This window comes from Companilactobacillus mishanensis, from assembly GCF_003946505.1.
GTDB lineage: Bacteria > Bacillota > Bacilli > Lactobacillales > Lactobacillaceae > Companilactobacillus > Companilactobacillus mishanensis.
Genome location: NZ_RHON01000005.1, coordinates 34,868 through 60,275 on the forward strand (window position 1 = coordinate 34,868; position 25,408 = coordinate 60,275).

The following is a 25,408-nucleotide window of genomic DNA, read 5'->3' on the forward strand; positions in this document are numbered from 1 at the left end:
CACTCTCTGTGTTCCTATTTTATAAACATTGCATCGCCAAAGCTAAAGAAGCGATACTTCTCATCAATTGCATGCTGATAAGCATTCAAAATATTTTCTCTTCCGGTAAATGCGGCCACTAGCATAACCAATGTTGATTTTGGTAAATGGAAGTTTGTTATAAATTCATCTACTACTTTCCATTCATATCCAGGTTTGATAAAGATATCTGTCCAACCGCTATCTGCCTTGATTTCACCATTGAATTTTGTACCGATTGTTTCCAACGTTCTAATTGATGTTGTTCCGGTTGCTACGATCTTCCCACCGTTTTTGCGCACATCATTCAATGTCTTTGCTGAATCTTCATCTAATCTATAGAACTCTGAGTGCATGACATGCTTGCTGATATCAGATTCTGTTACTGGTCTAAATGTTCCTAATCCAACATGAAGTGTCAAATAAACTAATTTAACACCCTTTTCTTGAACTTTTTCTAACAAATCTTTAGTCCAATGTAATCCAGCTGTTGGAGCGGCTGCTGAACCATTCTCTTTTGCATAAACCGTTTGATAACGGTCAGGATCATCTAGTTTTTCTTTGATATATGGAGGAAGTGGCATTTCACCTAACTTCTCCAAAATTTCTAAGAAAATACCATCGTAATGGAATTCGATAATTTTCCCACCATGTTCCAAATCTTCCAGAACTGTGGCTTTCAATTGTCCATCTCCAAATGTCACAACTGTACCTGGATGGGCACGTCTAGCGGGTTTCATTAGTACTTCCCACTTGTCACCCTCGGTATTATTCAAAAGTAAGACTTCTTCGTGGCCATCTGAGTCCTCTTTTGTACCATAGAGTCTAGCTGGCAACACTCTTGAGTTATTCATAACTAAGGCATCCCCTGGATTCAAATAATCCAAAATGTCATAGAAATGTTTATCGGCATATTCGCCTGTCTCATGATCCAAAACTAATAATCGTGAGTGGTCACGATCCTTGATTGGTGTTTGTGCGATTAGTTCTTCTGGTAAATCGTAATCAAAATCTTCAGTAGTTAATGTCATTTTTGTTCCTCCTCGGGGTATGGATAGCCTAAATGTTCGTATCCTTTTCTAGTTACAATTCGTCCACGAGCTGTTCTTTTCAAGAATCCCATTTGCATCAAATATGGTTCGTACACGGATTCGATTGTTTCTTGGTCTTCACCTATATTGGCTGCAATCACTTTAATACCAAGTGGTCCACCATTATACAATTCAATCATCATAGTCAAAATTCTTCGATCAAGACTATCTAATCCTGCATCATCAACTTGTAATTGATTCAAAGCAGATTTAGCAATGTCGTAATCAATTTTGTCTTTATTCCCTACTTGTGCAAAATCTCTAACACGTTTCAAAAGCCTATTGGCAATACGAGGTGTTCCTCTTGAGCGGCGTGCTAATTCATGTGCACCGTCCTCATCGATTTTAATATTCAAAACTTTTGATGAGCGGAAAACAATTTTAGTTAATTCTTCTACGCTGTAATACTCCATATGTTCTACGATCCCAAAACGGTCACGCAATGGTGCGGAAAGTCGACCAGAAGTCGTTGTTGCACCGATTAAAGTGTATGGAACTAATTCATGATGAAGTGAACGAGATTCTGTACCTTGTCCAACAATAATATCGATATAGAAATCTTCCATAGCTGAATAGAGCACTTCTTCAACTGCTTTAGGCATACGATGGATTTCATCAATAAATAGAACATCCCCTGGTGATAATTCATCTAATACAGCAACCAGATCACCAGATTTTTCAATTGATGGTCCCGTGGTTGTATGAATATTTACACCCATTTCATTAGCAATTATCATAGCCAAAGTTGTTTTACCAAGCCCAGGAGGGCCATAAAGTAAGACATGGTCGAGTGTCTGTTTACGCTGTTTTGCAGCACGAATATAAACATCTAATTCATGTTTAGCTTTTTCTTGACCAAGATAGTCCGCAAAAGTTTGTGGTCTTAATGTTTGTTCAGCCATGTCTTCTTTTTCGTTCAATGCATCAGCATCAGTCAAACGATCATTATCATCCATAAGCTACCTCCTTTACTTCGTTAATAATTTTAACCCTGCACGCAAATATCCGTCAGCTGAATCCAAATTCTCAGCTTTTAATTGATCTTTTATTTTGGCGATTTCTCGCGTTGAATATCCTAGAGATTGTAACGCTGCCAACCCATCCATCAATTCTGGAGATTCATTCCCGTTACTCAATGGAATTGGAGCTTCTCCTAAGGTCATCTGACCTTCAGCAGTAAATTTGCCACTAAGATCCAAAATAATTTGTTGTGCAGTTTTCTTACCAATTTTAGGAAACTTCGTCAAAAACTTAACATCGTTATTTTCGATGGCTTGTATCAATCCACTATGGTCCTGTCCCGCTAAAATGGCTAGTGCACTCTTTGGTCCGATTCCAGAAACGCTGATCAGATTCAAGAAAATATGCTTTTCATTCAAATCGTAAAATCCATATAAGGATTGTTCATTATCACGAACGATTTGTTCTACATAAATTTTAGCAGATTGATTTTCTTCATAACGATACGGATTAGCAACATGCACTTTATAACCAACCCCATTAACATCAATTGCTACATAGGCTGGATCAATATAGGTAATGGTTCCATTTAAGTATTCAAACATTATTATTCACTTTCTCTTGTGTCATGCGAATCTTGGATCCGCTTGAACATTTTTTCCAAATCTTTGTTACTAAATTGTACCAATACTGGTCTTCCATGTGGACAATTATAAGGATTTTCACACTTGGTCAAATTGTGCAAAAGATGCATTGCTTGGTTGTCGTCTAAATGGTGATTGGCTTTGATAGCACGTTTACAACTCATCATGATGGCATTTTTCTCTCGGAAAGCTGCCACGCTGATTCTTGAATCATTCAATACATAGTCAACCATCTCACGTATAGTCGATTCTTCTTGACCGGTAACAAACCATGTTGGATGTGTGTTAACAACAAAACTATTTTGTCCAAAGTCTTCCAAATAAAGCCCAATATCTTCGAGAATATCTTTTTTATCTTTGATCATAATTGCTTCAGTATTTGAATAATCCAGAACCAGTGGGACCAACAGTCTCTGTTGATCACGAGAGACCTTCCCAATCTCTTCACGATAGTATTCATAATTAACACGTTCTTGAGCGGCATGTTGGTCCACTAAATAAAAGCCATCTTCACTTTCAGCAACTAAATACGTTCCGTGGATCTGTCCAATATATCTTAAATCAGGAAATTCTTGATAAGTCTCTTCTTTTGGCAATTCGGGGGTCTCATCATTATTTGAGACATAAACGTTTTTGGTACTTTCTGCTTGTAAACGTTGGTCCCATGCCTGCAAGTGTTGAGTATCTTCAAAAATCGGAGTACCGGTCAAAGTTGGCTTTGTATCAGTTGTTTCAGACATTTCTGTTTTAGGTTCATCGATAGTCTGGTCAATTTTGTTCAAAGTTGATAAATCACCAAAACTGATTTGTTCAGGCTTATATGTTACAGGCCTTTTGGTTTCAATTTCAGTCTTTCTACCTAAATTTTTAACAGCATCAGGTATTAAATTCTGATCGGACAACCTACTTCTAATACCTTCACTAATAAGTTCTTCGATTCTGGATTCATTAGTCAATCTAACTTCTTGCTTAGTTGGGTGAACATTGATATCCACCAAATTTGGATCAAGCTTGATGTCAATTACGGCAACTGGGAAACGACCAATCATCAACTTGCTACCATAACCCCTAACAACAGCGTTGGAAAGGTGATAATTTTTGATATAACGGCCGTTTAAAATCATTGAAATATATGAACGATTTGAACGAGTTGTATCCGGTTTTGAAAAGTAACCTTTGATCTCATAATCAGAATCTGAGTTTTCAAACTCCAACATGTGACTAGCAATACTTCGACCATAAATTCCCGCAATGGCTTGTTGTAAATTGCCATTTCCAGACGTCCACACTAAATCTTTTCCTTCATGGATCAATCTAAAGGAAATATCAGGATGTCCCATTGCCAATCTATCAACAATATCAACGATTCGGTTCAACTCTGTATGAAGCGATTTGACGTATTTTAATCTTGCGGGAGTGTTGAAAAAGATATCTTCAACTGAAATAGTCGTACCTTTTGAGCGTGCAAAAGTTTCTTTATTGAGTAATGTATTTCCTGCAAAATCGGCCTTAACAGCTGATTTTCCATCAATACTAGTCAATATGGTCAATTTAGAGACTGAGGCGATACTAGCTAGAGCTTCACCACGAAATCCTAATGTCCGAACTGAAAACAAGTCATGATCAGTCGAAATTTTACTAGTTGAATGTGGTTGAAAAGCTATTTCAACGTCATCTGGTGATATTCCATCACCATTGTCACTGACCTCGATTGACTTCAATCCAGATTGAGATACTGTAACTAAAATTTGATCAGCATGGGCGTCTATCGAGTTTTCGACAAGCTCTTTAACAACAGATGCTGGTCGTTCGATTACTTCACCAGCGGCGATTTGATTACTTAATTCAACTGGTAGTTCATGAATTTTACCCACACTTCTCACCTTCTTAATTTAATTGTTGTTTCCATTTATATAGTAAATTGATTGCATCGATCGGAGTTACATTCATCAAATCTTGCTTTTGCAATTCTTCAGCAACTTCTTTGGCTTTCAATACTTCCGGATCATCCTCAGGGAATAACGAAAGCTGTTCTTCATCCGACTTAGTTGGTGCTTTAACTTCAGGTTCTAACTTAGGTTCAGAAACAGCCATAGGTTCATCGTCTTTCACTGGTTGAATCTTTTCGGTACCTTCAGCTTCCAAATTAGACAAGATAAAATCAGCTCTGGTCAATACTTGATCAGGCAATCCTGCTAATTTAGCAACATGAATACCATATGATTTATCGGCTGGACCTGGTAAAACTTTATGCAAGAATACTAATGTTCCATTTTCTTCAGAAGCATCAACGTGAACATTCTTGACCCCAGATAATTGTCCTTCTAAGTCAGTCAATTCATGATAATGAGTCGAAAACATAGTCATCGCATGAACGTTTTTATCGATATATTCGATAATAGCTTGAGCCAACGCCATACCATCATATGTGGCTGTTCCACGACCTATTTCATCGAAAATTATCAAACTGTTATCAGTCGCATTCTTCAAAGCATCATTAGCTTCTCGCATCTCGACCATGAAAGTACTATCTCCAGAAATCAAATCGTCGGCAGCACCGATTCGTGTAAAGATATGATCAAATACTGGTAGCTTAGCCGATTCAGCGGGAACAAAACATCCCATTTGAGCCATAATCACAGTCAAAGCCAGTTGCCTCATATAGGTCGATTTACCAGACATATTAGGACCAGTTATCAACAATACATCTGTGGAATTGTCGAAAGTTACATCATTTGGGATGTAGCTATTGTTGCTTAAAACTTTTTCCACCACAGGATGGCGTCCATTAACGACTTTTAATTCATGCTTAGAAACAAATGTTGGTTTCACGTAATGATAAGTTTCACTGACCACCGCAAAACTTTGCAACACGTCTAATCTTGAAAGAATGTTTGCGAGTGATTGAAGTCGGCTGATCTGTTCTTTGATAGTCTTTCTAACTTCATCAAATAGGTGATACTCCAAAACTTGAGATTTTTCTTGTGCTTCTAAAATCAAAGTCTCTTTCTCTTTAAGTTCAGGCGTAATATAACGTTCGGCATTCGTCAAAGTCTGTTTTCTTTCATAGCGACCTTCTGGAACTTTATCCACATTTGAACGAGTAACTTCGATATAGTATCCAAATACTTTGTTATAACCGATTTTCAAATTGTTGATCCCAGTTACTTCTTGCTCTTGAGCTTGAAGTTCGGCGATCCACTTTTTGCCATTTTTAGTAGCGTCATTGTATTGGTCCAATTGTGGATTGTAACCATCTTTGATCAATCCACCACCAGTAATAGAAATCGGTGCATCATCAACGATAGCCTTATCGATCAATTCATAAACATCTTGGCATTCATCAATGTTATTAACATAGGCACTTAACTCATCATCAGAAATATCCAAAAGAATCTCTTTTATCTTTGGAACTTGTTCTAATGATGTCTTCAGCTGAATCAAATCACGTCCGTTAACGGTCCCATATGCAACACGACCTGATAAGCGTTCCAAATCATAAACCTTAGTTAAATAGTCTTGGAAAGAAGATCTTTGGAAATAATTATCCAAAAATACTTGAACGATATGTTGACGACTTTTTAGATTTTTTTCATCTAACAACGGTCTAGATAACCATTGCTTCAACAATCTTCCACCCATAGCTGTCTGAGTGGAATCCAACAGCCAAAGTAATGTACCAGATTTTTTATTAGTTCTGATATTTTTGAAGAGTTCCAGATTACTCTGAGCATTGTGATCCATACGTAAATAAGCTGTTGTTTGATATGTTTCAGCAGCTTTCAAATGATCCAAAGAACGCATTTGAGTTTGAATCAAATAACTTATCAATGTCTTAACTGAACTAACTTGCAGTTCCTCGACAACCTTACTGAAATCATAAGTAAAATTATCATCAAGCTCTTCAATCGTGGATACCAGGATGCCAATTCTCTTCATGGGATCCAAGTACTTCTGTGGAAATCCTTCTAACACGACTGTTTCCTTGGTATTCAAATTCTGTAATTCATTGATCAGATCGGTCATATTATTGATCGATGTTACTTTGACTTCACCTGTTGAAAGGTCAGCATACGACAGTCCAAAACGATTCTTAGCATACGAAATCCCTGTAATATAGTTATTTTCAGTAGCTTGATTGGCAGATTCGTCCATAATTGTTCCAGGCGTCACGATTCTAGTAATACCGCGTTTGACCATACCAACTGCTTCTTTAGGGTTTTCCAGCTGGTCACAAATGGCTACTTTATAACCTTTATCCACTAAAATATCGATATAGCTTTGAATGGCATGATGAGGTACTCCACACATTGGGATACTTTCATCTGCCTTTTTATTTCTTGAAGTTAATGTCAATTCAAGAATTTGTGAGCCTTTTACAGCATCGTCATAAAACATTTCATAAAAATCACCAACACGATACAACAAAAAAGCATCTGGATATTCTTTTTTCATATCCAAATACTGTTCCATCATTGGTGTGCCTTTTGTCTTTTGTGGCATGAACTTCCTCCACTAATCTAAGAATTTTTTATTGTCTGGATTGATTACATAATTGTGAATACTACGAGCATTATTTGTTTGATCATTAATGTCTACAACGCAAAAACCAATTTGCATTCTACCGTCATCATCAACTTCAAACTTATTTGGACGTTGTGTCAAAAAGCGATTCAGAATCGGCTCTTTTTTAACACCTAATATACCGTCATAAGATCCTGTCATTCCTACATCCGTTAAGTAGGCTGTTTCCTTATTAAAAATGTGAGCATCATTAGTCTGGACATGCGTATGTGTGCCAATAACTGCTGAAACTCTTCCGGTCAAATAGTTTCCGATAGCAATTTTTTCACTAGTCGTTTCTGCATGAAAATCAACAAACTTAATTGCATCTTTATCCAAAGTTGGCAACAATTCATCAAACGCATAAAACGGATTATCGATGGGTTGCATCAAAGCATTCCCCTGCATATTAATTACGTAAACTTTCTTCTGATTAACCTTTATTTCAATACATCCACGTCCGGGAACATTTTTTCCAGGATAATTATATGGACGCAATATTTTTTTGCCGGGATCATCTATAAAATCCATCACTTCACGTTTGTCCCAAATATGATTTCCACCTGAAACAACGTCGGCACCGGCTACCTGAATTCTTTGATAATCTTCAACTTTGATACCCTTACCACCATTAGCATTTTCACCATTTACTATAGTCAATTGTGGCTTAACTCTCTGCTTGATTTGTGGCAAATAGTTTTCTAAAGTATCAAGCCCGATTTTACCAACTACATCCCCAACGAAAAGTATTTTCATTATATTAGAATCCCCAATCTTTACCTATAGTATTGTATCAATTTTACCATCGATTTGCTACGTGCGGCAGAGATTACGGTGCTGTGGGACCGTCCTCGGCCAAAGTGCGGTCCGAGGGCTCGATTCTAAGCCTGACATGGTTCTTGTCAGTCTTAGAACTCGTCCACGCTGTAAGTTGATTCTCAGCTAACAGCGTTATCACTGCACCTTCATCTCTGTCCTCCTCCGCCTTTACTTCATGTTTCACTTGATTATAGTCGACTCCTAAAAATCAAATCACTTTTTATTTATACCTGCATCAGGGCGAAATCCATTTTTCTACTTAATTTCAAACAGTACTCAGAACATCAATTTTAGAACAGAACTACAGCAATGTCATCTAATCTGAATCCCACCCACCAATAAAGAACAAACATACTGAAATTAGCCGAAGGGGAACTGGAATGTAACCAGCTGTGAAAATTTACCAAGCTGGCAAAGCCAGCCGGTAAATGGGCGACTTCGAAGACACGCAAAGCGTGGCTTCAAAGCGAGGCAGAAGCCCGTCGGCTGGAGCCGTCCCCACAGCAGGTGGAATTCCAGTCCCCCGAAGGCGGCAAAAAAAAAAAGACAACTGCTAACATAGCAGTTCCCTTCACAATTTTAATTTTTAACAAGCAAACTATCAGGATCAAAACTCTTTGAAAACTCAGCTAAATGAACCAAGTTTCGTAAGTAATCGTGAGTACTTGCTTCGTAATGATGCTTGAGACCAAGATCATAAATAAATCCGTTAATGTAATCAACTTCTGTGGGACGGTTCTTAGACATATCTTGATACATTGATGGAAAATGCAATGGCATGCTGGTCGTGCTTGCATACTTGATTGCTTGCCACTCTTCTTCTCGCGTATTCAACAATTTAATATCGTCTCGTTCACAGACATCGAAGGCTTCATTGATCAATTGGCGTCCTAATTTTTCAGCTGTCGGTGCTTGAATAAACTCACCCATACGGATCTCAAACATCGTACATAATGTATTCAAAACTGAATTTAGAATAACTTTTGACATCAATGTTCCCATAAAATTAGTTGTCAATTCAGGATTCAAATTTGCTTTTGAAAATTCATCGACGATTTTATGTGTCATTTCGTCTGGTTGTTCGTTTTGGTTAACTATCTTCATACTTCCGGCACCGGCAGGTCCCATAAAATCAACATCACCAGGCCCATTCAGTACAGTCGCAATCATGGCAGTCCCACTTAAAACTTTGTCTGCATCAAAATATTGATTTAGTTTTTCGACATGGCCGATTCCATTCATTGGAGCAACAACATATTGTTTGTCGTTAAATAAATTCTTGCATCGTTTCAATGCATCGGCTAGTTGCATTTGCTTAACAAATACGATCCAAACATCTGGATCACCTTGATACTCTTCTGGAGAATAAATATTGATCGGTACTAGATGCTTGTTTTCACCATCTCTGGAAACATAGACACCATTTTGTTCTTTAACTTTTTCGATTTCCGGACTCCAGATTTCAACAAAATCAACTGGAAATCCGGCTTCTTGTAACAAGACACCATATCTCAAACCCATGGCACCTGCACCTAGTACTGCATATTTCATAAAAAACGCCTCCATTTAATCAATTGTTAAACATTATTAGACAAATTATAATAAATGTCAATGTAGTTTAATATTAATCAAAATGGAGGCTTTTATTAAGTGTTTTCAAATTAGAATAATTGCAGAATCGGTACAACGATAATTGGAATTGCTAGTGCAGGTAAAAGGTTTAAGACGCTTATCTTTTTAATTTCCAAAAGTCCTAACCCTGAAGCTAAAATAAGAATTCCACCCACGATAGTCAATTCTGTGATCATATTATTGTTGATGGCACCTTGTAGAAAATACGTAATTGCATAAATGCTACCTTGCCAGATAAAAACAGCTCCGGCTGCGAATGCAATTCCTAATCCAAAGGTAGAAGCCAGAACTATTGAAGTAATTCCATCCAGCATCCCATTTGTAAACAGAAAAGTATAATCCTGTTTCAATGCAGCTTGTATTGGTCCAAGTATTGAAAGTGAACCTATACAGTAAAGTAAGATTGCCGTCGCCAGTCCTTCGGCTAAGTTTCCTCCTGAGAATCTGCCAACTAAATGGTCAAAGTGAGACTGAATATTTATCCACTGACCCAAAACCCCTCCGACCGCCAGACTGACAATGAACATAACAGGATATTTACTATTAGGCATATTTTGAACAACCGCATTAACCCCGATGACCATTGCTGCCAATCCTAGTGCTTGAGTCAGAATCTTTTGATACTCGGCTTTTAACCCATTGTGTAAAAACTTTCCAATCACACTACCGACCAAAATCATCGTGACATTAAATATTGTCCCTATCATTAATTTTTCCCCTCAAGTGAAAATGTAGTTTTAATTTTACCATTGCTTAGTCTTGTACACGGATTAATTCTAAATACGTAGAAATTAATTCATCACGATATTTTTTAATAACCGAACCCTTAGGAGAAAACAAATCTTTATTCAGTAAATAATAATGAACTAAACCTATCCAGGTATTGAACATCATCGTTGAAGGAATATTCTTTAACTTCATACTATTACGTTGGAGCTTTACAATTGTCGCAAATGAACGCGCATTGGACAGTTGAAGATTCAAAAACATCAATCTCGCCTCATCTGGTAATAAATCTTTTTCACCAATTAATCTGATGTAAAACTGTTCATTCTTTTGGATCACATCCATATAATTTATTAGAAAGTTTTCAATCCCCTTAGGACTACTTAACGGAACTATAATGGTCGATCTTAATTTAAAGGAGAAGTTTCTGACTAATTGAATGATCAAATCTTCCTTGGTTGAAAAATGAACAAAGATAGTTCCATGAGATACACCTGCTGCTTTAGCAATATCCAGAGTAGGTGCAGCAAATCCATTCTTCGAAAATACCTCAAATGCACATTTAAGTATTTTTGATCTAGTCTGATTTTTTTGTTCTTCTCTTGTCGTCATGTCGTGGTATTCCTCATTATTTAATTAAGTGTTTACTCATTGAGTTGACACTTATTATAACAAAAAAAAAAAGGACTTGCTCTACGCAAATCCTTCTCTTTGACGGTATTTATTCTATAAACTTCTCATTGTTTTGGTATTCGTTCAAAACAATCTATCACCCGTTTGCTGGGGTTTCGATGGGGAATGCTCGTGCATTCCACCTAAGTTTATTTGTTTGATTGGAGTTTTATAATCTAGATCCGAAACGAGTTACAGTCACCAGACTTTTCCGCTTACTACGACAAATGGCGAATGCCTAAAACGCATTAACCACTTGTCTAGGTAATGCTCGAAGTCTACCGGTGACTTACACTCTCTGATTCGAAACGAGTTGCAAGTCCCAGATTCTTCCGCCTGCTACGAATAGTGCATGCGTCACTTCGTGCCACCTACACTATCCTAGGCAGTGCTCGGAATCTACCGGGACTTTCCACTCTCTGATTGAAACGAGTTGCACAAAACAACTTCCTCCGCTTACTACGCCTGGCAAATGCGACACTACGTGTCACCTTCACCTGCCTAGGTAATGCTCAGAAGTTAATCGTTTTGTTCCACTCTCTACATCATTCCGCCCATGCCTGCGGCTGGGTTTGCTGGTGCTGCTGGAGCTGCATCTTTTGGTTCTGGTTTGTCAGCAACGACTGCTTCTGTTGTTAACAACAATGCTGCAACACTGGCTGCATTTTGTAATGCTGAACGTGTAACTTTTGTAGGATCAATGATTCCGGCATCGACCATGTTTTCCCACTTGTCTGTTGCTGCGTTGTAACCTACTTCTTTGTCTTGTGACTTCATATGTTCAACGATAACTGAACCTTCAAGTCCGGCATTTTCAGCAATTTGACGTACTGGTTCTTCAAGTGCTCTAAGAACGATATTGATACCTGTTTGTACATCGCCTTCGGCTTTAACTGCTTTAACAGCATCTAAGATGTTCAATAGTGCTGTACCACCACCAGCTACGTAGCCTTCTTCAACAGCAGCACGTGTGGCGTTAAGTGCATCTTCAATTCTGTATTTACGTTCTTTTAATTCTGTTTCAGTGGCTGCACCAACTTTAACAACTGCAACACCACCAGCTAATTTAGCTAGACGTTCTTGTAGTTTTTCACGATCAAAGTCTGAAGTTGTTTCAGCAATTTGTTTCTTGATTGTTTCAACACGTTCGTCAATGTTCTCTTTTTGTCCTGAACCTTCAACGATTGTTGTGTTGTCTTTTGTAACTGTAACTTTACCTGCTGAACCTAATTGATCCATTGTTGTATCTTTCAATTCAAGTCCAAGGTCTGATGTGATAACTTGTGCACCTGTTAATGTGGCGATATCTTCGAGTTGTTCCTTACGACGATCACCAAAGCCTGGGGCTTTAACAGCTACGACGTTGAATGTTCCACGAATCTTGTTCAATACAAGTGTTGGTAGAGCTTCACCATCAATATCGTCAGCAATGATCAACAATGCTTTACCTTGTTGAACGATTTGTTGTAGTAATGGCAAGATATCTTGGATGTTTGAAATCTTCTTGTCTGTTATCAAGATGTATGGATTATCTAAGTCAGCTTCCATCTTGTCATTATCAGTAACCATGTATTGTGAAATGTATCCACGGTCGAATTGCATACCTTCAACAACGTCTAATGTTGTATCGATACCCTTTGATTCCTCAATTGTGATAACACCATCGTTACCAACTTTTTCCATGGCATCGGCGATCAATTTACCTGTATCTTCACTAGCTGATGAAACTGAAGCTACTTGAGCAATATCTTTCTTACCTGATACCTTGTGTGAAATCTTGTGTAATTCGTCAACAGCAGCTTTTGTTGCCTTTTCGATACCAGTTCTGATACCAACAGGGTTAGCACCGGCTGTAACGTTCTTCATACCTTCACTGATAATTGATTGTGCCAATACAGTAGCTGTAGTAGTACCATCACCAGCAATGTCATTAGTCTTTGAAGCAACTTCAGAAACTAACTTTGCACCCATATTTTCAAAGTGGTCTTCTAATTCAATACTCTTGGCAATAGTAACACCATCATTTGTGATCTCAGGTGAGCCATAGCTCTTTTCAAGAACAACATTACGACCCTTAGGTCCGATTGTTGTTTTAACTGTGTTAGCAAGTTTGTTAACACCATCAAGCATTTTTGAACGTGCATCTTCTGAAAATTTAATTTCCTTAGCCATTTAAATTTCACACTCCATTAACAATTTGTTTTATTATTATTTGTTTGATTTTTATTCAACGATTGCCATGATATCTTTTTCGTGAAGGATCAAGTAATCTTTTTCATCATACTTAACTTCTGAGCCAGCATACTTATCAAAGAGAACTTTATCTCCAGCCTTAACTGTCATTGCTATTGTCTTACCCTCTGGTGAAACTGCACCAGGACCTACAGCAAGAACTTCTGCTGTTTGTGGTTTTTCTTTAGCGTTGTTAGCAAGAACAATGCCACCAACTGTCTTCTCTTCTTCTTTATCGACTGTTACAACGATTCTGTCTCCAAGTGGTTTTAACAATTTATATCCCTCCGATGAATTTTTAAATTTATTTTATTTAGCACTCAAACATTCTTTGTGCTAATCACAACTTTTATATTAACATTTTATGTAAAACATGCAAGTATTTACATCATAAAAAGAACCTTTTTTCACCTTAAAGAGCAAAAAAATACTATTGCCAAATTGTTTCTGACAATAGTAATTTGATATTTAAAACATATGACCGACGATGCCTAGACCACCACCGAAACGATTATCCTGGAATTCTCCATTAACCACCTTCAAGTACAAATCCGATAGATCTTTGGAAAGTTCTCTACGCATAGCTAAAGGAGTGAATGCTCCCCTTAATTCTCCACAAATTTTTGGAAGGTAGCCTTTTTTCTCAAGCTGTTTTTTTGCATCAAGCAAAGCTTCTCTTTCAAAAGGCGTAATATCTAACCTCAAATCTGCATTTACAAGTTTAAGCAATTCATCTGCTTTGTTAGTTTTCATGTGATACCTTCCATTTATTAAATTGAGATAACTTATTGTAACTTTCATATTACCACTTACATTATAGTAAGATAGAAGTTATATTACACAAATAGGAGTTCATATGAAAAATACGACTAATCAATTAGTTACGTTATTATGCTATTTAGTTCTATCCGTCGTTGGAACCATATTATCGGCACTATCGATCACTGGTCACGCTTATTTTGGAATTATTACTACATTATCGCTAGTTGCGACAGTAGCGATGATCTATCTGGTTCAAAAGTCTGGTAAAAACGAATTTGAGTTACCCAAGTTCAATGCTAAAAAGTTTGTTACCTGGGTACTTATTGGAGCCATTGGTGCTATCCTTATCCAAATTGGATTAACCTTCGTCGAACAAGGATTGTTACATATTGCTACCAACTCGCAAAATACTGCTTCGATGTTGACCCAGATCAAGGGCTATCCTTATTACATGCTGTATGTTTTAATATGTGCCCCAATTATGGAAGAAATCGTCTTCCGTAGGATATTCTTTGCTGATTTGATACGACCAACTAATATCTATCTAGCCATCATCATCTCATCAGTTCTTTTTGCTTTCATGCATCAGGATACTCGCTTCGTGATATACCTTCTGATGGGAGCTTGGTTCTGTTTCGTTTATTACAAATCAAAAAATATCTATGCTAGTGCCACAAGTCATATCATCATGAATCTTGTCGTCTTTGGACTTAGCATCGTTTAGAAAAACCATTTGGAGTTTACTATGAAATATAATAAAGAGACTGCCGATAAAATTTTGAAATTAACTAATGAGTGTTTGGATGATCCAGAAATTTCCAGTGACGAAAAACTTAATTCATTACTTGGTGAATTAAATCAAAAAGTTAAATACCAAAAGAGATTCAAAAATTCGACTGGTCTGCGCAAACAAGTTGGAGAATATGTTCGAAAACACGGATTTCAAATGCCACAAAAGCTCAGTGACCTGTTAGAAGCTTTGAGTGCGGCTAATGCCAATTCAGGATCAAAACGAAACTGGTTATCTGGTTTCCAAAATTAAAATAGCAGTTATTTTGACTATCAATCAAAATAGCTGCTATTTATTTTTTCTTGTTTTTACGACTAAAAATTGCTGGCTTTGAAGTCAATCCACGTTTGACAACTTGCCAGAATGTCAATGACTGAACAATATGATCAGCCGGTATATGCTCTCTAATGGCTCTCAAAACACGCTTAGGATCTTTAGAAGAGAATGAGAACATCCCATCTTTTTTGGTCTTTAGACCGTATCTGGGAATCCATTTACCATGAAACATAATTGATGCCACGACATAATCGACTTGATCCCATGGAATTTGGATAAAATCTTTTTTATCTCTGTCATTGTAAAACTCAAAAGCTTTATCGCCTATCATTATTTTGCCATATGTAGTCATTCCCATATGTGAGTTTGCAGTGATTACTAATTCAGACTTCTTATTTAGTGATTCGACCATTTATATTCCGTCCTTAATTACTTTTGTTAAAACATTTAATTACATTATATACAAAAAAAGATGAACTCCAAAGAGTTCATCAGATTTATTAATCTTTTTATTACATAATACCTAAGTAGTGGAAACCAACACCAATAACGAACAATCCAAGAATTTGGATGATTGGTGAAACTTTCTTTCTTAATAACCACATACATAAGAATGTTAATAGTAATCCAGCAAGTCCTGGAATCAATAGATCCAAGTTATCTTGCAATGTTGTAACTTGATGCATTGTTAACGATAGACCATCTTTTTGTTGTATCAAAGCTTCTTTGACACCAGTCAAACCTGATGGCAAGCTACTCCAATCAATGTAAGCACCTTTTTGGAGTTTAGTTGTCGAAACTACCGGAGTGAACTTAACAACAACCCACCGGTCGATCAACGCTCCTAGGATGAACATACCAAGAATAGAAGCACCCTTTGTAACATCTTTCAACAAACCACCTGACATATCATCAGTGATCTTTGAACCTGCTTTATAACCGAATTCTTGTGAGTACCACATGAAGGCCATTCTGATTACATTCCAAGCAACGAAATATAGAATAGGTCCCATAATATTACCTGCATATGCAAGTGAAGCGGCAACGGCACCAATAATAGGCTTAACAGTGAACCAGAACACAGGATCACCAATACCAGCCAATGGACCCATCATACCAACTTTAACACCTTGGATAGCAACATCGTCGATATCTGCACCATTGGCACGGTCCTCTTCTAGAGCCATAGTAACACCTAAGATTGGTGAAGCCATGTAAGGGTGACAATTGAAGAATTCCAAGTGACGCTTCAATGCTGCGGCACGGTCCTCTTTAGTTGTATATAATTTTTTCAAAACTGGGATCAATGAATATGCCCAGCCACCGTTTTGCATACGTTCATAGTTCCATGAACCTTGAATGAAGGTTGAACGCCACCAAACGGACAAACGATCTTTTTTTGATATTTTAACTTGATCAGCCATTTTTATTCTTCCTCCATTTTAGTAATTATCTATAATATCTCCGACCGGATCTCCGGTATTAGAACCGCCAGCACCACTGTCGCCAGAACCTGAACCTGATCCACCACTCTTTTCAAGTTTGAGGTAGATAAGTGCAAGTGACAAACCAATAGCACCGAGACCGATAAGAGTCAATTTATCAATAGCTGCTAAAACGAAACCAATAGCAAAGAATGGCCATACTTCACGTGAAGCCATCATGTTGATAACCATCGCATAACCAACGGCAACAACCATACCACCACCGATAGCTAAACCATCAGTAAGCGTCTTAGGCATCATATGTAGCAATGCCTTAACAGGACCAGCACCTACAGCAAGAATCATTGCGGCAGGAATAGCAATACGTAAACCTTGTAAACAAATAGCAATGTATTGCCACATTTCAATTTTTCTAAAACTACCTTGTTCTGCGGCTCTATCCATAATATGAACGATACCAGTAGAAATTGTACGAACTAAAATAGTTAGTAGTAAACCGGCAACAGCCAAAGGAATAGCAACAGCGAAAGCTGAGTTGATACCTTTAGCATCGAAGTCGCCACCAAGTACTAAAATAATTGATGAAGCAACAGAAGCCAAAGCAACATCAGGTGCAACAGCGGCACCAATGTTTGCCCAACCAAGAGCAACCATTTGTAAAGTACCACCTAAAATTACACATGGAATTAGATGTCCTGTTACCAAGCCGATCAATGTACATGCGATAACTGGTTGGTGGAAGTGGAATTCATCCAAGATACCTTCCATACCAGCAAGGAACGATACAAGAACGACTAATATTATTTGAATTGCATTTAATTGCATTAGTATTAATCCTCCATTAATAAAATATATATCCGCTAAATATTATTTCTTTTTATTTAATTCAGATTGAGCTTTATCTAGAATGTTTTGCATATTGTCTTGTCCGTCTGTTGGGACTTTTCTAACATCGAATTTAACGCCAAGATCTTTTAGCTTATTAAATGTATCGATATCTTCTTGACTGAATGCCAAAACTTTATTAGGTTGAACTTTTCCTTCAGAATGAGCCATTGAACCAACGTTCAATTCCTTCAAAGGAACGCCACCTTCAACTGCACGAAGAGCATCTTCTGGAGTTTCAAAAAGCAATAGAGCTCTTTGACCACCAAAATGTTGATCATCTTTAGCAATCTTGATCATTTGGTCAACTGGTACAACGTGAGCATAAACACCAGCAGGTGCAGCTTGTTGAATCAATTGTTTTCTCAAATCATCCTTGGCAACGGCATCTGACACGACAATGATACGTGTAGGATTTGTTGTTTTAGTCCAAGCAGTTGCAACTTGTCCGTGAAGTAAACGTGAATCAATACGTGCTAAAACGTATTGGAATGATCCAGGTTGTCCACCTGTAACTGCTTTGGAAGCTTCTTCTTTCGGAGCTGCAGCGTCATCTTTAGGTTCCAATGATTCAGGACGAATCTTGACACCTTCTTTAGCTGTCTCAATAATGTGAGCAGCAATTTCATGAGCGCTATCCATGGATAATCTTGAAGCATAGGCTTCGATCAACATTGGTAAATTCAAACCTGCGACGATAGCCCATTTGTCTTTATGTGCTTCAAACAACCCATTAACTTGGTTGAATGGAGTACCACCCCAAAGGTCTACTAGGAACAATACTTCGTCTTGGTTTGAAAAAGATGCAATGGCTTCTTCCAATTTGGCTTTCAAATCGTCGGGACCCATACTTGGCATTAATGTTACAGCTTTTACATCTTCTTGTTCTCCAAAGATCATTGATCCAGATTGCAAGATGCCTTCGGCAAATTTACCATGACTAGCAATGATAATACTTACCATCCTTATACCTCCTATTTTTACTGTTACCACCTAATAGGTAATAACTGAAAATAATGCATGCCCCCGCGGCGAGGTTTCAATTATTAACTGAGGATAATAACTGAAACACACCTTAAAGACTGCCTCAAACATACATATACTCCCCAGCATTCCAAAAGTATAGTCATGCGAACGCATTCCTAAAAACTTTTGTAAACGCAAAACAGGTATATTTATGAAAGAAATAATCCAAGTTATTTTGATAAATCACATCATTTTCTCACTGACATCAACGTTTACCGCGACGTTAAATATCTTGATCCTGATTGCCAGTATAAATGAAGCGCTTACTTCAATCAGAAAAAGTGACCCTAAAATTTCAAATGAACGTAATATAATCCAAAATAATTTGCTTAGATTGAGCTCACCCTTCTTGTGAACCTTTTCATAATAGCATTATTCGGGAAAATTCGCGATACTTTTAAGGTGATTTTAAATGCAAATTAAATATTTTTTAAACATCAAACTAATGGAATAAACCAACATTTCCCAATGTGAACGCTCTCATAACGTTTTCAGGAAAAATGGTATAGCCCTCCAAATGTGATTACTTTTTTTGCCCGATTTTACAGCATTTCCATAACATGAATATATTAATTGTTTTCATATATACTTTGATAAACGTAATATTTACAGAAAAATAACCGCTAAAAGTGATTTTTCACTTCTAACGGTTATCATCTTTCAATAGATCAGCAATTTTCAAAGTCGTACGACTATTGCGAATACTGACACATTTGTAAAAAGGTTGAGCTAAACTTTTTGAAAAGAAGCTCTTACTGTAATTAATTTTGAACGGTGCTGTCCAAAATATCATCTGATCAGCAATCTCGACTTGATCAAATCCGGTTATGTTATCCAAAATAAGTTGTCGATATTCATCTTTAAAAGTTGGAAGTATAAATAACGCATTATGTCTTAATGTATCATCCTTATTCCAACATTCAGGAGCCTGAGCAAGGTCTCCTAGATATTCTGGCTTATCAAGGACCAAAAATTCAACCGTAAAGTCGTAATTTTCTTGAAGCAAATCATTCATTTTCTGAATAACTTTATCTTTACTATCGTCAGATTCGAAAATAACGTTGCCACTATTGATATAGCTGACAACGTTATTAAAACCCTCTTCTGTTAATAATTTACGAAGTTTCGGCATCGAAACTCTTCGATTACCACCAACATTTATTCCACGGAAAAGAATCACATATTTCATTTATTTTTCTCCTGATTCAGATGCGATGATATCCAAGTCACCAACAATAGTCCATTTTGAAACGGTAGCTGGAACAATCAAATGAATACCCTTTTCCAACTTGTAATCATTACCATCAACATTGATCGAACCGTTTCCATCTATAACAGAAATCAAAGTGTATGCTCCAATTTGGTGAGTAAATATTGCTGTTTCTTTTAATTGCCAACGATATACAGCAAAGTATGGCGAAATTGGTGGTTGGACAAATGTTGTAAATTTGTTTTTGCCATCTTCTCTAGTTACGATATCCAATTTAGGATCGTGATGAGGAACTGTAATTGTATCCTCAGATTGTTTGATATGTAATTCACGTTTTTTACCAGTACTCTTTTCAACACGATCATAATCATACAATCGATATGTTGTATCGCTACTTTGTTGCGTTTCAAGCGCAATGATTCCTTTATTCAAAGCATGGACTGTACCACTAGGAACATAGAAGAAATCACCTGTTTTAACTGGGACCTTGCGTAACAAGTCATCCCAGTCACCTGATTCGATCATCTGATCTAATTCTTGCTTGTTCCTAGCGTTATGACCGTAAATCAAATATGATCCAGGCTCAGCATCAATAATATACCAGCATTCAGTTTTACCTAATTCATGTTCATGCTTCTCAGCATATTCGTTGTCAGGATGAACCTGAACCGAAAGACTGGCCTCGGCATCAAGAATCTTAGTTAAAAGTGGGAATACTTCCCCTTTAGGGTCGCCAAATAACTCCTTGTGATTTTTCCACAAGTCATCAACATATTGACCAGCAAATTCCCCATTTTCAACTTCAGAACGGCCATGTGGGTGTCCAGAGATTGCCCAACATTCTCCAATCTTTCCATCTGGAATATTGTAATCGAAAGCTGTTTCTAACTTTCGACCACCCCAAATTTTATTATGAAAAACTGGTTTTAAGAACAAAGGTTCACTCATCGTTACACTCCCAAAAATATTTTAGTCTAATTCTTTAGCGTCTTTATCACGGTCTAAGAAGAAAATCAAAGTTTGTAATTCATTAGCCAAATCAACGTAATGAACTCGAATTGTGTTTGGTACGTTAATAATAACCGGTGTGAAGTTCAAAATACCTCTTACACCCGCTTTAGCTAATTCATCAGCCGTAGTTTGCGCTGCATTCTGTGAAACTGTTAGAATACATACATCGATCTGTTGCAAACTAAGTTGCTCTTTGATCTCGCTAATATCATAAACTGGAACGCCGCTCTTAACTGTACCAACTATTGATTTATCGATATCAAAAGCTGCTGCAATACGAACATTATTCGTTCGAGAAAAGTTATAATTTAATAAGGCATTACCCAAATTACCAACACCAACTAGCGCTACGTTAGTACGCTTGTCTTGGTTAAGTAATTTCTTAAAGAATGCGACTAACTCATTAACATCATAACCGTAACCACGTTTACCTAGAGCACCCAAGTATGAGAAGTCTCTACGGATCGTAGCGCTATCGATTTTGATGCCTTCAGATAATTCGCCTGAAGAAATTTTTTGAGTTCCCTCGTCCTTTAAGAACTGGAAATATCTATAATATATAGGTAATCTTTTAATAGTTGCGTTTGGAACTGTTGTTTTTGTCATAATCCACCACCATGTGCGTGTTTTCACTAATAACTATAGTAAATAAAAAGTCGCAAAAACGCAATGTTTTAAGCAAAGAAAGACAATATTTCGTTAAATTCATAGTATAATTTGTGAATATATAAAGGAGTTTTAATTTGATTTTATTACAAGCACAAAATATCACAAAAAATTTTGGGACAAAAAGACTTTTTTCAGACATCAGTTTTGAGGTCCAAGACAACAGTCGTATCGGTCTTGTTGGCCGTAACGGTGTCGGTAAGTCTACCCTGCTTAAAATACTTTCAGACCAAGAAAGTTATAACTCAGGAAACATTGCGTTAAAGAAGGACACAAATATTGGTTATTTGGCCCAGGACTCTGGTCTTAACAGCGATAATCAGATTTTCGCTGAAATGGAGCTTGTCTTTGCCTATCTCAAAAAACAGGAGAAGCAAATGCATGAGCTTGAAGCTCAGCTCGCCGATAACACTATAAACGATTATGACCAACTTTTAAAGACGTATGATCAATTACAGAATACTTTCCGTCAAGAAAATGGTTATGGATACCAGTCTGAGATCCGTAGCGTTCTAAAAGGTTTCGGTTTTGACGAGGACGTTTGGAAAGAAAAAATCTCCACACTCTCTGGTGGAGAACGTTCCCGACTCGCTATGGCTAAAATGCTATTGGAGCATCACGATATACTCTTGCTAGATGAGCCTACCAACCATTTGGACATCGATACGGTCGAATGGCTCGAAGGTTATTTGAAGAACTATCGCGGCGCTCTGATCATTGTTTCTCATGACCAATACTTTTTAGATAAAGTTGTTACAGAAATAGTTGAGATCAACCAACATTCTTCTAAAAATTATTCAGGAAATTATACTTTTTACTTACAAGAAAAGAAAAAGAATCAAGAAGTCGAATGGAAACATTACGAAGAGCAACAAGCTGAGATCAAGAAAACCGAAGAATATATTCAAAAAAATATTGTTCGAGCATCAACGACTAAGATGGCTCAAAGTCGTCGTAAGAAATTAGAAAAAATGGACATTATGGATCGACCTGGTAGTGATCAGGGCTCCGTACACTTCAGTTTTCAAATCGATAAACCAAGTGGTAACGATGTCTTGTTGATTCGTGATGCAGCAATTGGATATACACCTGATGAAGTGATGTCAGAACCAATCAACCTTGATGTTAAAAAAGGTGAACGTATTGGTATCATTGGACCTAATGGTATCGGTAAATCTACCCTACTCAAATCAGTTTTGGGAAAAATCCCATTGTTGAAAGGAAGCTTCCAATTTGGTGCTAACGTTGAAACTGGTTACTACGACCAGAATTTATCCAATTTGGATCCAAAAAAAGATGTGCTTCACGAAATATGGGATAGATATCCTCGCCTTGATGAACAAGTTATTCGCAATACATTAGGCGCATTCTTATTTAGTGGAGACGATGTGTTAAAGCCAGTATCAGGTTTATCCGGTGGTGAAAAAGCACGTCTAACATTAACAAAACTTTCAATGGAACATGACAATTTTCTTCTAATGGATGAGCCTACCAACCATTTGGACATCGATAGTAAAGAAGTTTTGGAAGATGCTTTGAAATCATATGATGGGACCGTTCTATTTGTTTCCCATGACCGTTATCTGTTGAATACACTTGCTGATAGAATCGTTGAAATCGGACCCGATGGAAGTACTATCTATCTCGGTGATTATGATTATTATCTAGAAAAAACAACTGAATCATCTGATGAAGATAGTGAAAATGTAAAAGCTCACTCTGAAAGTGAGAAGAAAGTTCAGTATCAACAATCTAAGGAGCAACAAAAAAAAGAACGTAAGTTAAGGCGTGAAGTTGAGGATTTAGAGAATCAAATTTCTGAACTAGATCAGAAAAATTCTGAGATTCAAAAAGAAATGACTAAAGAAGAAAACTTAACTTCATATACCAAATTAGGTGACTTGCAAAAAGAACTCGACGAAAATAAGACTAAGCAAGAACAGCTTGAAGAGACTTGGACCGAAAAATCTCTTGATCTAGAAGAATTTGAGTAAAAAAATTGTAGTACTTATCAACATCTGCTACTGTAAAATCAAATCGACAAATGGAGATAATACCAATGAAAAATAAAAGCCAAGAGAATTTTCTCATCCGATTCATCAAGGGTGTCATAATTGCCCTTGGTTTTATTTTGCCCGGAGTTTCTGGTGGCGTGCTGGCCGCAATCTTAGGAATTTATGAAAGATTATTGCATTTTATGGCTCACATTAGAAAAAATTTCAAAGCTGACTTTTTATACTTTCTGCCAGTAGGAATCGGTGGAGTCGTCGGAATCGGATTGCTATCAAAGCCACTAGAGTTTCTGTTACAACACTATCAAGTCATCGTACTTTGGGGATTTGCTGGAGCAATTGTTGGAACACTCCCCTCTTTGATCAAGGCATCAACTTCAAAAAGTAATAGAGATACAGTTGATATCATCTGGTTCTTCGCAATGTTGATATTTGGAGGATTGTTCCTCTACTTCATGAGTGAAATATTTGGAACTATTCCCGCAAACTTCCTAGGATTCACAATTGCCGGAATATTGATAGCATTGGGAGTGTTAGTCCCCGGTCTCAGCCCATCAAACTTACTGCTAATATTAGGACTTTATTCACCAATGTTGATAGGATTCAAAAATTTCGACATTATTGGAGTATTTTTGCCCATCATGATAGGCGGTATTATCGCCATGATGCTATTTTCCAAGGGAATGGAATATCTGATCGACAATCATCATTCACGTGTGTACCACTTTATTTTAGGTATTGTCGTGGCAAGTACAATCTTGATCCTGATACCAAACCCTCGTATTCCAGATTCAATATCATATGCTGGCGTTGGATGCTGGACGATTGTTGTTAGTGTTGTGATGTTCATTTTGGGTACCTTGTTAGGGCTTTGGATGAGTACTTTGGAAGAGAAATATAAATAAGTTAAAAAAAAAACGAGTTAGACAAAATTTGTCTAGCTCGTTTTTTTTAGAAATCTAAACTTGGATCAGCGTTCACTGTTAAATCAGCAAAATCTTTTTTATCATATTGAATTTGAGCAATTGCTCCGATCATAGCAGCATTGTCTCCGCACAATCTCAATGGAGGGAAAATCAAATCCATATCCAACTTGCGAGTTTCGATCTCACTGGCAAGTCGTTTTCTTAATCCTTGGTTAGCAGCAACTCCACCAGCCACAACTAATTGTTGTACTGGATGTGTCTTCAAAGCTCTAAAGGTTTTATTCACCAGGATATCCAAAACTGCTCCCTGGAAACTAGCAGCTAAATCGGCTTTATTCAACTCTTCGTGAACTTGATCGGCATGATGAACGGTATTTATAAAGGCACTCTTTAATCCACTGAAACTGAAGTCCAGGTTATCTTCTTGAACCATGGCTCTTGGGAAATTAAAAGTATCCTTACCAATTCCAGCTAATCGATCAACTTCTTTACCAGCTGGATAATTAATTCCTAATACACGGCCAATTTTGTCATAGGCTTCTCCTACAGCATCATCCCTCGTATCTCCCAATGTTTCGAAGTCTCCGGGTGCTTTCACGTATACAAGCTCAGTATGTCCACCTGACACTAATAAAGCCATAAATGGATATTTGAGCTCAGTAACGAAGCTTGCTGAGTAAATATGTCCAGCTAGGTGATTTGACTTGATCAAAGGCAAATTGTGGGCAAATGCGACTGTTTTAGCAGCCATAATGCCTATAAGAAGTGATCCAACTAAGCCGGGACCATATGTAACCGCAACAGCATCAAGGTCGTCATAGCTTACTTCTGCCTCGTCCATTGCCATCTGAATACATTTGGTGATCTCTTCAACGTGATGACGACTGGCAACTTCTGGTACCACACCGCCGAATCGTTGGTGACTTTTAATTTGTGTAGCGATAATATTCGATAATATTTTATTACCATTTTTAATAACAGCGACACTTGTCTCGTCACAACTGCTTTCAAAAGATAATATCAACGTGTCTTCTTTCAAAAT

At 37.3% G+C, this 25,408-nt stretch carries 24 protein-coding genes; 4 read left to right on the forward strand and 20 right to left on the reverse strand.

What is annotated here, in order from left to right:
• Positions 1 to 14: 14 nt before the first annotated feature.
• The 12 genes from queA to EKM63_RS06790 all read right to left on the reverse strand — a co-directional run bounded on the left by queA (position 15) and on the right by EKM63_RS06790 (position 14,110).
• Positions 15 to 1,049, reverse strand: coding sequence for a tRNA preQ1(34) S-adenosylmethionine ribosyltransferase-isomerase QueA (gene queA, locus EKM63_RS06735; RefSeq protein ID WP_125705013.1), 1,035 nt, complete (start codon positions 1,047 to 1,049; stop codon positions 15 to 17).
• The gene (gene ruvB, locus EKM63_RS06740; protein ID WP_125705015.1) at positions 1,046 to 2,065 is read right to left on the reverse strand and encodes a Holliday junction branch migration DNA helicase RuvB; all 1,020 of its coding nucleotides are present in this window, start codon (positions 2,063 to 2,065) and stop codon (positions 1,046 to 1,048) included. The genes queA and ruvB overlap by 4 nt, the downstream gene beginning before the upstream one ends.
• Positions 2,066 to 2,077: 12 nt before the next feature.
• A complete protein-coding gene (gene ruvA / locus EKM63_RS06745; RefSeq protein ID WP_125705017.1) occupies positions 2,078 to 2,674 on the reverse strand; it encodes a Holliday junction branch migration protein RuvA in 597 nt (198 codons plus the stop codon).
• A gap of 2 nt (positions 2,675 to 2,676) precedes the next feature.
• On the reverse strand, positions 2,677 to 4,587 hold the full coding sequence (gene mutL / locus EKM63_RS06750; protein WP_125705019.1) for a DNA mismatch repair endonuclease MutL: 1,911 nt from the start codon (positions 4,585 to 4,587) through the stop codon (positions 2,677 to 2,679).
• Between the two features lie 13 nt (positions 4,588 to 4,600).
• Positions 4,601 to 7,216, reverse strand: coding sequence for a DNA mismatch repair protein MutS (gene mutS, locus EKM63_RS06755; protein ID WP_125705021.1), 2,616 nt, complete (start codon positions 7,214 to 7,216; stop codon positions 4,601 to 4,603).
• Positions 7,217 to 7,228: 12 nt separating this feature from the next.
• Positions 7,229 to 8,032, reverse strand: a complete 804-nt coding sequence (locus EKM63_RS06760) for a TIGR00282 family metallophosphoesterase (RefSeq protein ID WP_125705023.1) — start codon at positions 8,030 to 8,032, stop codon at positions 7,229 to 7,231.
• Between the two features lie 642 nt (positions 8,033 to 8,674).
• The gene (locus EKM63_RS06765) at positions 8,675 to 9,646 is read right to left on the reverse strand and encodes a ketopantoate reductase family protein (protein ID WP_125705025.1); all 972 of its coding nucleotides are present in this window, start codon (positions 9,644 to 9,646) and stop codon (positions 8,675 to 8,677) included.
• Between the two features lie 110 nt (positions 9,647 to 9,756).
• Positions 9,757 to 10,434 (reverse strand): DUF554 domain-containing protein, encoded by a 678-nt coding sequence (locus tag EKM63_RS06770; RefSeq protein ID WP_125705027.1) that lies wholly within the window; start codon positions 10,432 to 10,434, stop codon positions 9,757 to 9,759.
• 46 nt (positions 10,435 to 10,480) lie between these two features.
• A complete protein-coding gene (locus EKM63_RS06775) occupies positions 10,481 to 11,065 on the reverse strand; it encodes a TetR/AcrR family transcriptional regulator (RefSeq protein WP_125705030.1) in 585 nt (194 codons plus the stop codon).
• Positions 11,066 to 11,665: 600 nt separating this feature from the next.
• The gene (gene groL / locus EKM63_RS06780; protein ID WP_125705032.1) at positions 11,666 to 13,297 is read right to left on the reverse strand and encodes a chaperonin GroEL; all 1,632 of its coding nucleotides are present in this window, start codon (positions 13,295 to 13,297) and stop codon (positions 11,666 to 11,668) included.
• A 51-nt stretch (positions 13,298 to 13,348) separates the two neighbouring features.
• A complete protein-coding gene (gene groES, locus EKM63_RS06785; protein ID WP_125705034.1) occupies positions 13,349 to 13,633 on the reverse strand; it encodes a co-chaperone GroES in 285 nt (94 codons plus the stop codon).
• Positions 13,634 to 13,825: 192 nt separating this feature from the next.
• The gene (locus tag EKM63_RS06790; protein WP_125705035.1) at positions 13,826 to 14,110 is read right to left on the reverse strand and encodes a bacteriocin immunity protein; all 285 of its coding nucleotides are present in this window, start codon (positions 14,108 to 14,110) and stop codon (positions 13,826 to 13,828) included.
• Positions 14,111 to 14,213: 103 nt separating this feature from the next.
• On the opposite strand from EKM63_RS06790, the gene EKM63_RS06795 reads away from it, so the two are divergent.
• A complete protein-coding gene (locus tag EKM63_RS06795; RefSeq protein WP_125705037.1) occupies positions 14,214 to 14,843 on the forward strand; it encodes a CPBP family intramembrane glutamic endopeptidase in 630 nt (209 codons plus the stop codon).
• A 21-nt stretch (positions 14,844 to 14,864) separates the two neighbouring features.
• Positions 14,865 to 15,161, forward strand: coding sequence for a hypothetical protein (locus EKM63_RS06800; RefSeq protein ID WP_125705039.1), 297 nt, complete (start codon positions 14,865 to 14,867; stop codon positions 15,159 to 15,161).
• 40 nt (positions 15,162 to 15,201) lie between these two features.
• On the opposite strand, the gene EKM63_RS06805 is transcribed toward EKM63_RS06800, so the two are convergent.
• From EKM63_RS06805 to EKM63_RS06835, 7 genes are all read right to left on the reverse strand, one after another.
• Positions 15,202 to 15,597 (reverse strand): DUF956 family protein, encoded by a 396-nt coding sequence (locus EKM63_RS06805; RefSeq protein WP_125705041.1) that lies wholly within the window; start codon positions 15,595 to 15,597, stop codon positions 15,202 to 15,204.
• 100 nt (positions 15,598 to 15,697) lie between these two features.
• Positions 15,698 to 16,609: a PTS system mannose/fructose/sorbose family transporter subunit IID gene (locus tag EKM63_RS06810; RefSeq protein ID WP_125705043.1), complete on the reverse strand. Its 912-nt coding sequence runs from the start codon at positions 16,607 to 16,609 to the stop codon at positions 15,698 to 15,700.
• 18 nt (positions 16,610 to 16,627) lie between these two features.
• Positions 16,628 to 17,455: a PTS mannose/fructose/sorbose transporter subunit IIC gene (locus EKM63_RS06815; protein WP_125705045.1), complete on the reverse strand. Its 828-nt coding sequence runs from the start codon at positions 17,453 to 17,455 to the stop codon at positions 16,628 to 16,630.
• A 42-nt stretch (positions 17,456 to 17,497) separates the two neighbouring features.
• The gene (locus EKM63_RS06820; RefSeq protein WP_125705047.1) at positions 17,498 to 18,478 is read right to left on the reverse strand and encodes a mannose/fructose/sorbose PTS transporter subunit IIA; all 981 of its coding nucleotides are present in this window, start codon (positions 18,476 to 18,478) and stop codon (positions 17,498 to 17,500) included.
• 706 nt (positions 18,479 to 19,184) lie between these two features.
• Positions 19,185 to 19,730 (reverse strand): DUF1697 domain-containing protein, encoded by a 546-nt coding sequence (locus tag EKM63_RS06825; protein ID WP_125705049.1) that lies wholly within the window; start codon positions 19,728 to 19,730, stop codon positions 19,185 to 19,187.
• Positions 19,731 to 20,699, reverse strand: a complete 969-nt coding sequence (gene manA / locus EKM63_RS06830) for a mannose-6-phosphate isomerase, class I (RefSeq protein WP_125705051.1) — start codon at positions 20,697 to 20,699, stop codon at positions 19,731 to 19,733.
• Between the two features lie 21 nt (positions 20,700 to 20,720).
• On the reverse strand, positions 20,721 to 21,368 hold the full coding sequence (locus EKM63_RS06835; protein ID WP_125705053.1) for a redox-sensing transcriptional repressor Rex: 648 nt from the start codon (positions 21,366 to 21,368) through the stop codon (positions 20,721 to 20,723).
• 137 nt (positions 21,369 to 21,505) lie between these two features.
• Here EKM63_RS06835 and abc-f point away from each other — a divergent pair, with 137 nt between their 5' ends.
• Together abc-f and EKM63_RS06845 are read left to right on the forward strand one after the other, a co-directional pair.
• Positions 21,506 to 23,422 carry a ribosomal protection-like ABC-F family protein gene (abc-f, locus tag EKM63_RS06840; RefSeq protein WP_125705055.1) on the forward strand — a complete coding sequence of 639 codons (1,917 nt, stop codon included), beginning with the start codon at positions 21,506 to 21,508 and terminating at the stop codon, positions 23,420 to 23,422.
• Positions 23,423 to 23,487: 65 nt separating this feature from the next.
• On the forward strand, positions 23,488 to 24,345 hold the full coding sequence (locus EKM63_RS06845) for a DUF368 domain-containing protein (RefSeq protein WP_125705056.1): 858 nt from the start codon (positions 23,488 to 23,490) through the stop codon (positions 24,343 to 24,345).
• Positions 24,346 to 24,391: 46 nt separating this feature from the next.
• Here EKM63_RS06845 and tsaD read toward each other — a convergent pair whose 3' ends face one another.
• Entirely contained in the window at positions 24,392 to 25,405 is a 1,014-nt protein-coding gene (gene tsaD, locus EKM63_RS06850) for a tRNA (adenosine(37)-N6)-threonylcarbamoyltransferase complex transferase subunit TsaD (protein ID WP_125705058.1), read from the reverse strand.
• Positions 25,406 to 25,408: the final 3 nt, after the last annotated feature.

Excerpts from the sequence above, each read along its gene's own strand:
- mutS (WP_125705021.1), bottom strand. The coding sequence starts at position 7,216 with ATGCCACAAAAGACAAAAGGCACACCAATGATGGAACAGTATTTGGAT.
- EKM63_RS06775 (WP_125705030.1), bottom strand. The coding sequence starts at position 11,065 with ATGACGACAAGAGAAGAACAAAAAAATCAGACTAGATCAAAAATACTT.
- EKM63_RS06820 (WP_125705047.1), bottom strand. The coding sequence starts at position 18,478 with ATGGTAAGTATTATCATTGCTAGTCATGGTAAATTTGCCGAAGGCATC.
- queA (WP_125705013.1), bottom strand. The coding sequence starts at position 1,049 with ATGACATTAACTACTGAAGATTTTGATTACGATTTACCAGAAGAACTA.
- EKM63_RS06800 (WP_125705039.1), top strand. The coding sequence starts at position 14,865 with ATGAAATATAATAAAGAGACTGCCGATAAAATTTTGAAATTAACTAAT.
- ruvA (WP_125705017.1), bottom strand. The coding sequence starts at position 2,674 with ATGTTTGAATACTTAAATGGAACCATTACCTATATTGATCCAGCCTAT.
- EKM63_RS06815 (WP_125705045.1), bottom strand. The coding sequence starts at position 17,455 with ATGCAATTAAATGCAATTCAAATAATATTAGTCGTTCTTGTATCGTTC.
- EKM63_RS06795 (WP_125705037.1), top strand. The coding sequence starts at position 14,214 with ATGAAAAATACGACTAATCAATTAGTTACGTTATTATGCTATTTAGTT.
- EKM63_RS06760 (WP_125705023.1), bottom strand. The coding sequence starts at position 8,032 with ATGAAAATACTTTTCGTTGGGGATGTAGTTGGTAAAATCGGGCTTGAT.
- EKM63_RS06835 (WP_125705053.1), bottom strand. The coding sequence starts at position 21,368 with ATGACAAAAACAACAGTTCCAAACGCAACTATTAAAAGATTACCTATA.
- EKM63_RS06810 (WP_125705043.1), bottom strand. The coding sequence starts at position 16,609 with ATGGCTGATCAAGTTAAAATATCAAAAAAAGATCGTTTGTCCGTTTGG.
- EKM63_RS06825 (WP_125705049.1), bottom strand. The coding sequence starts at position 19,730 with ATGAAATATGTGATTCTTTTCCGTGGAATAAATGTTGGTGGTAATCGA.
- EKM63_RS06790 (WP_125705035.1), bottom strand. The coding sequence starts at position 14,110 with ATGAAAACTAACAAAGCAGATGAATTGCTTAAACTTGTAAATGCAGAT.
- EKM63_RS06770 (WP_125705027.1), bottom strand. The coding sequence starts at position 10,434 with ATGATAGGGACAATATTTAATGTCACGATGATTTTGGTCGGTAGTGTG.
- manA (WP_125705051.1), bottom strand. The coding sequence starts at position 20,699 with ATGAGTGAACCTTTGTTCTTAAAACCAGTTTTTCATAATAAAATTTGG.
- EKM63_RS06765 (WP_125705025.1), bottom strand. The coding sequence starts at position 9,646 with ATGAAATATGCAGTACTAGGTGCAGGTGCCATGGGTTTGAGATATGGT.
- ruvB (WP_125705015.1), bottom strand. The coding sequence starts at position 2,065 with ATGGATGATAATGATCGTTTGACTGATGCTGATGCATTGAACGAAAAA.
- groL (WP_125705032.1), bottom strand. The coding sequence starts at position 13,297 with ATGGCTAAGGAAATTAAATTTTCAGAAGATGCACGTTCAAAAATGCTT.
- EKM63_RS06845 (WP_125705056.1), top strand. The coding sequence starts at position 23,488 with ATGAAAAATAAAAGCCAAGAGAATTTTCTCATCCGATTCATCAAGGGT.
- EKM63_RS06805 (WP_125705041.1), bottom strand. The coding sequence starts at position 15,597 with ATGGTCGAATCACTAAATAAGAAGTCTGAATTAGTAATCACTGCAAAC.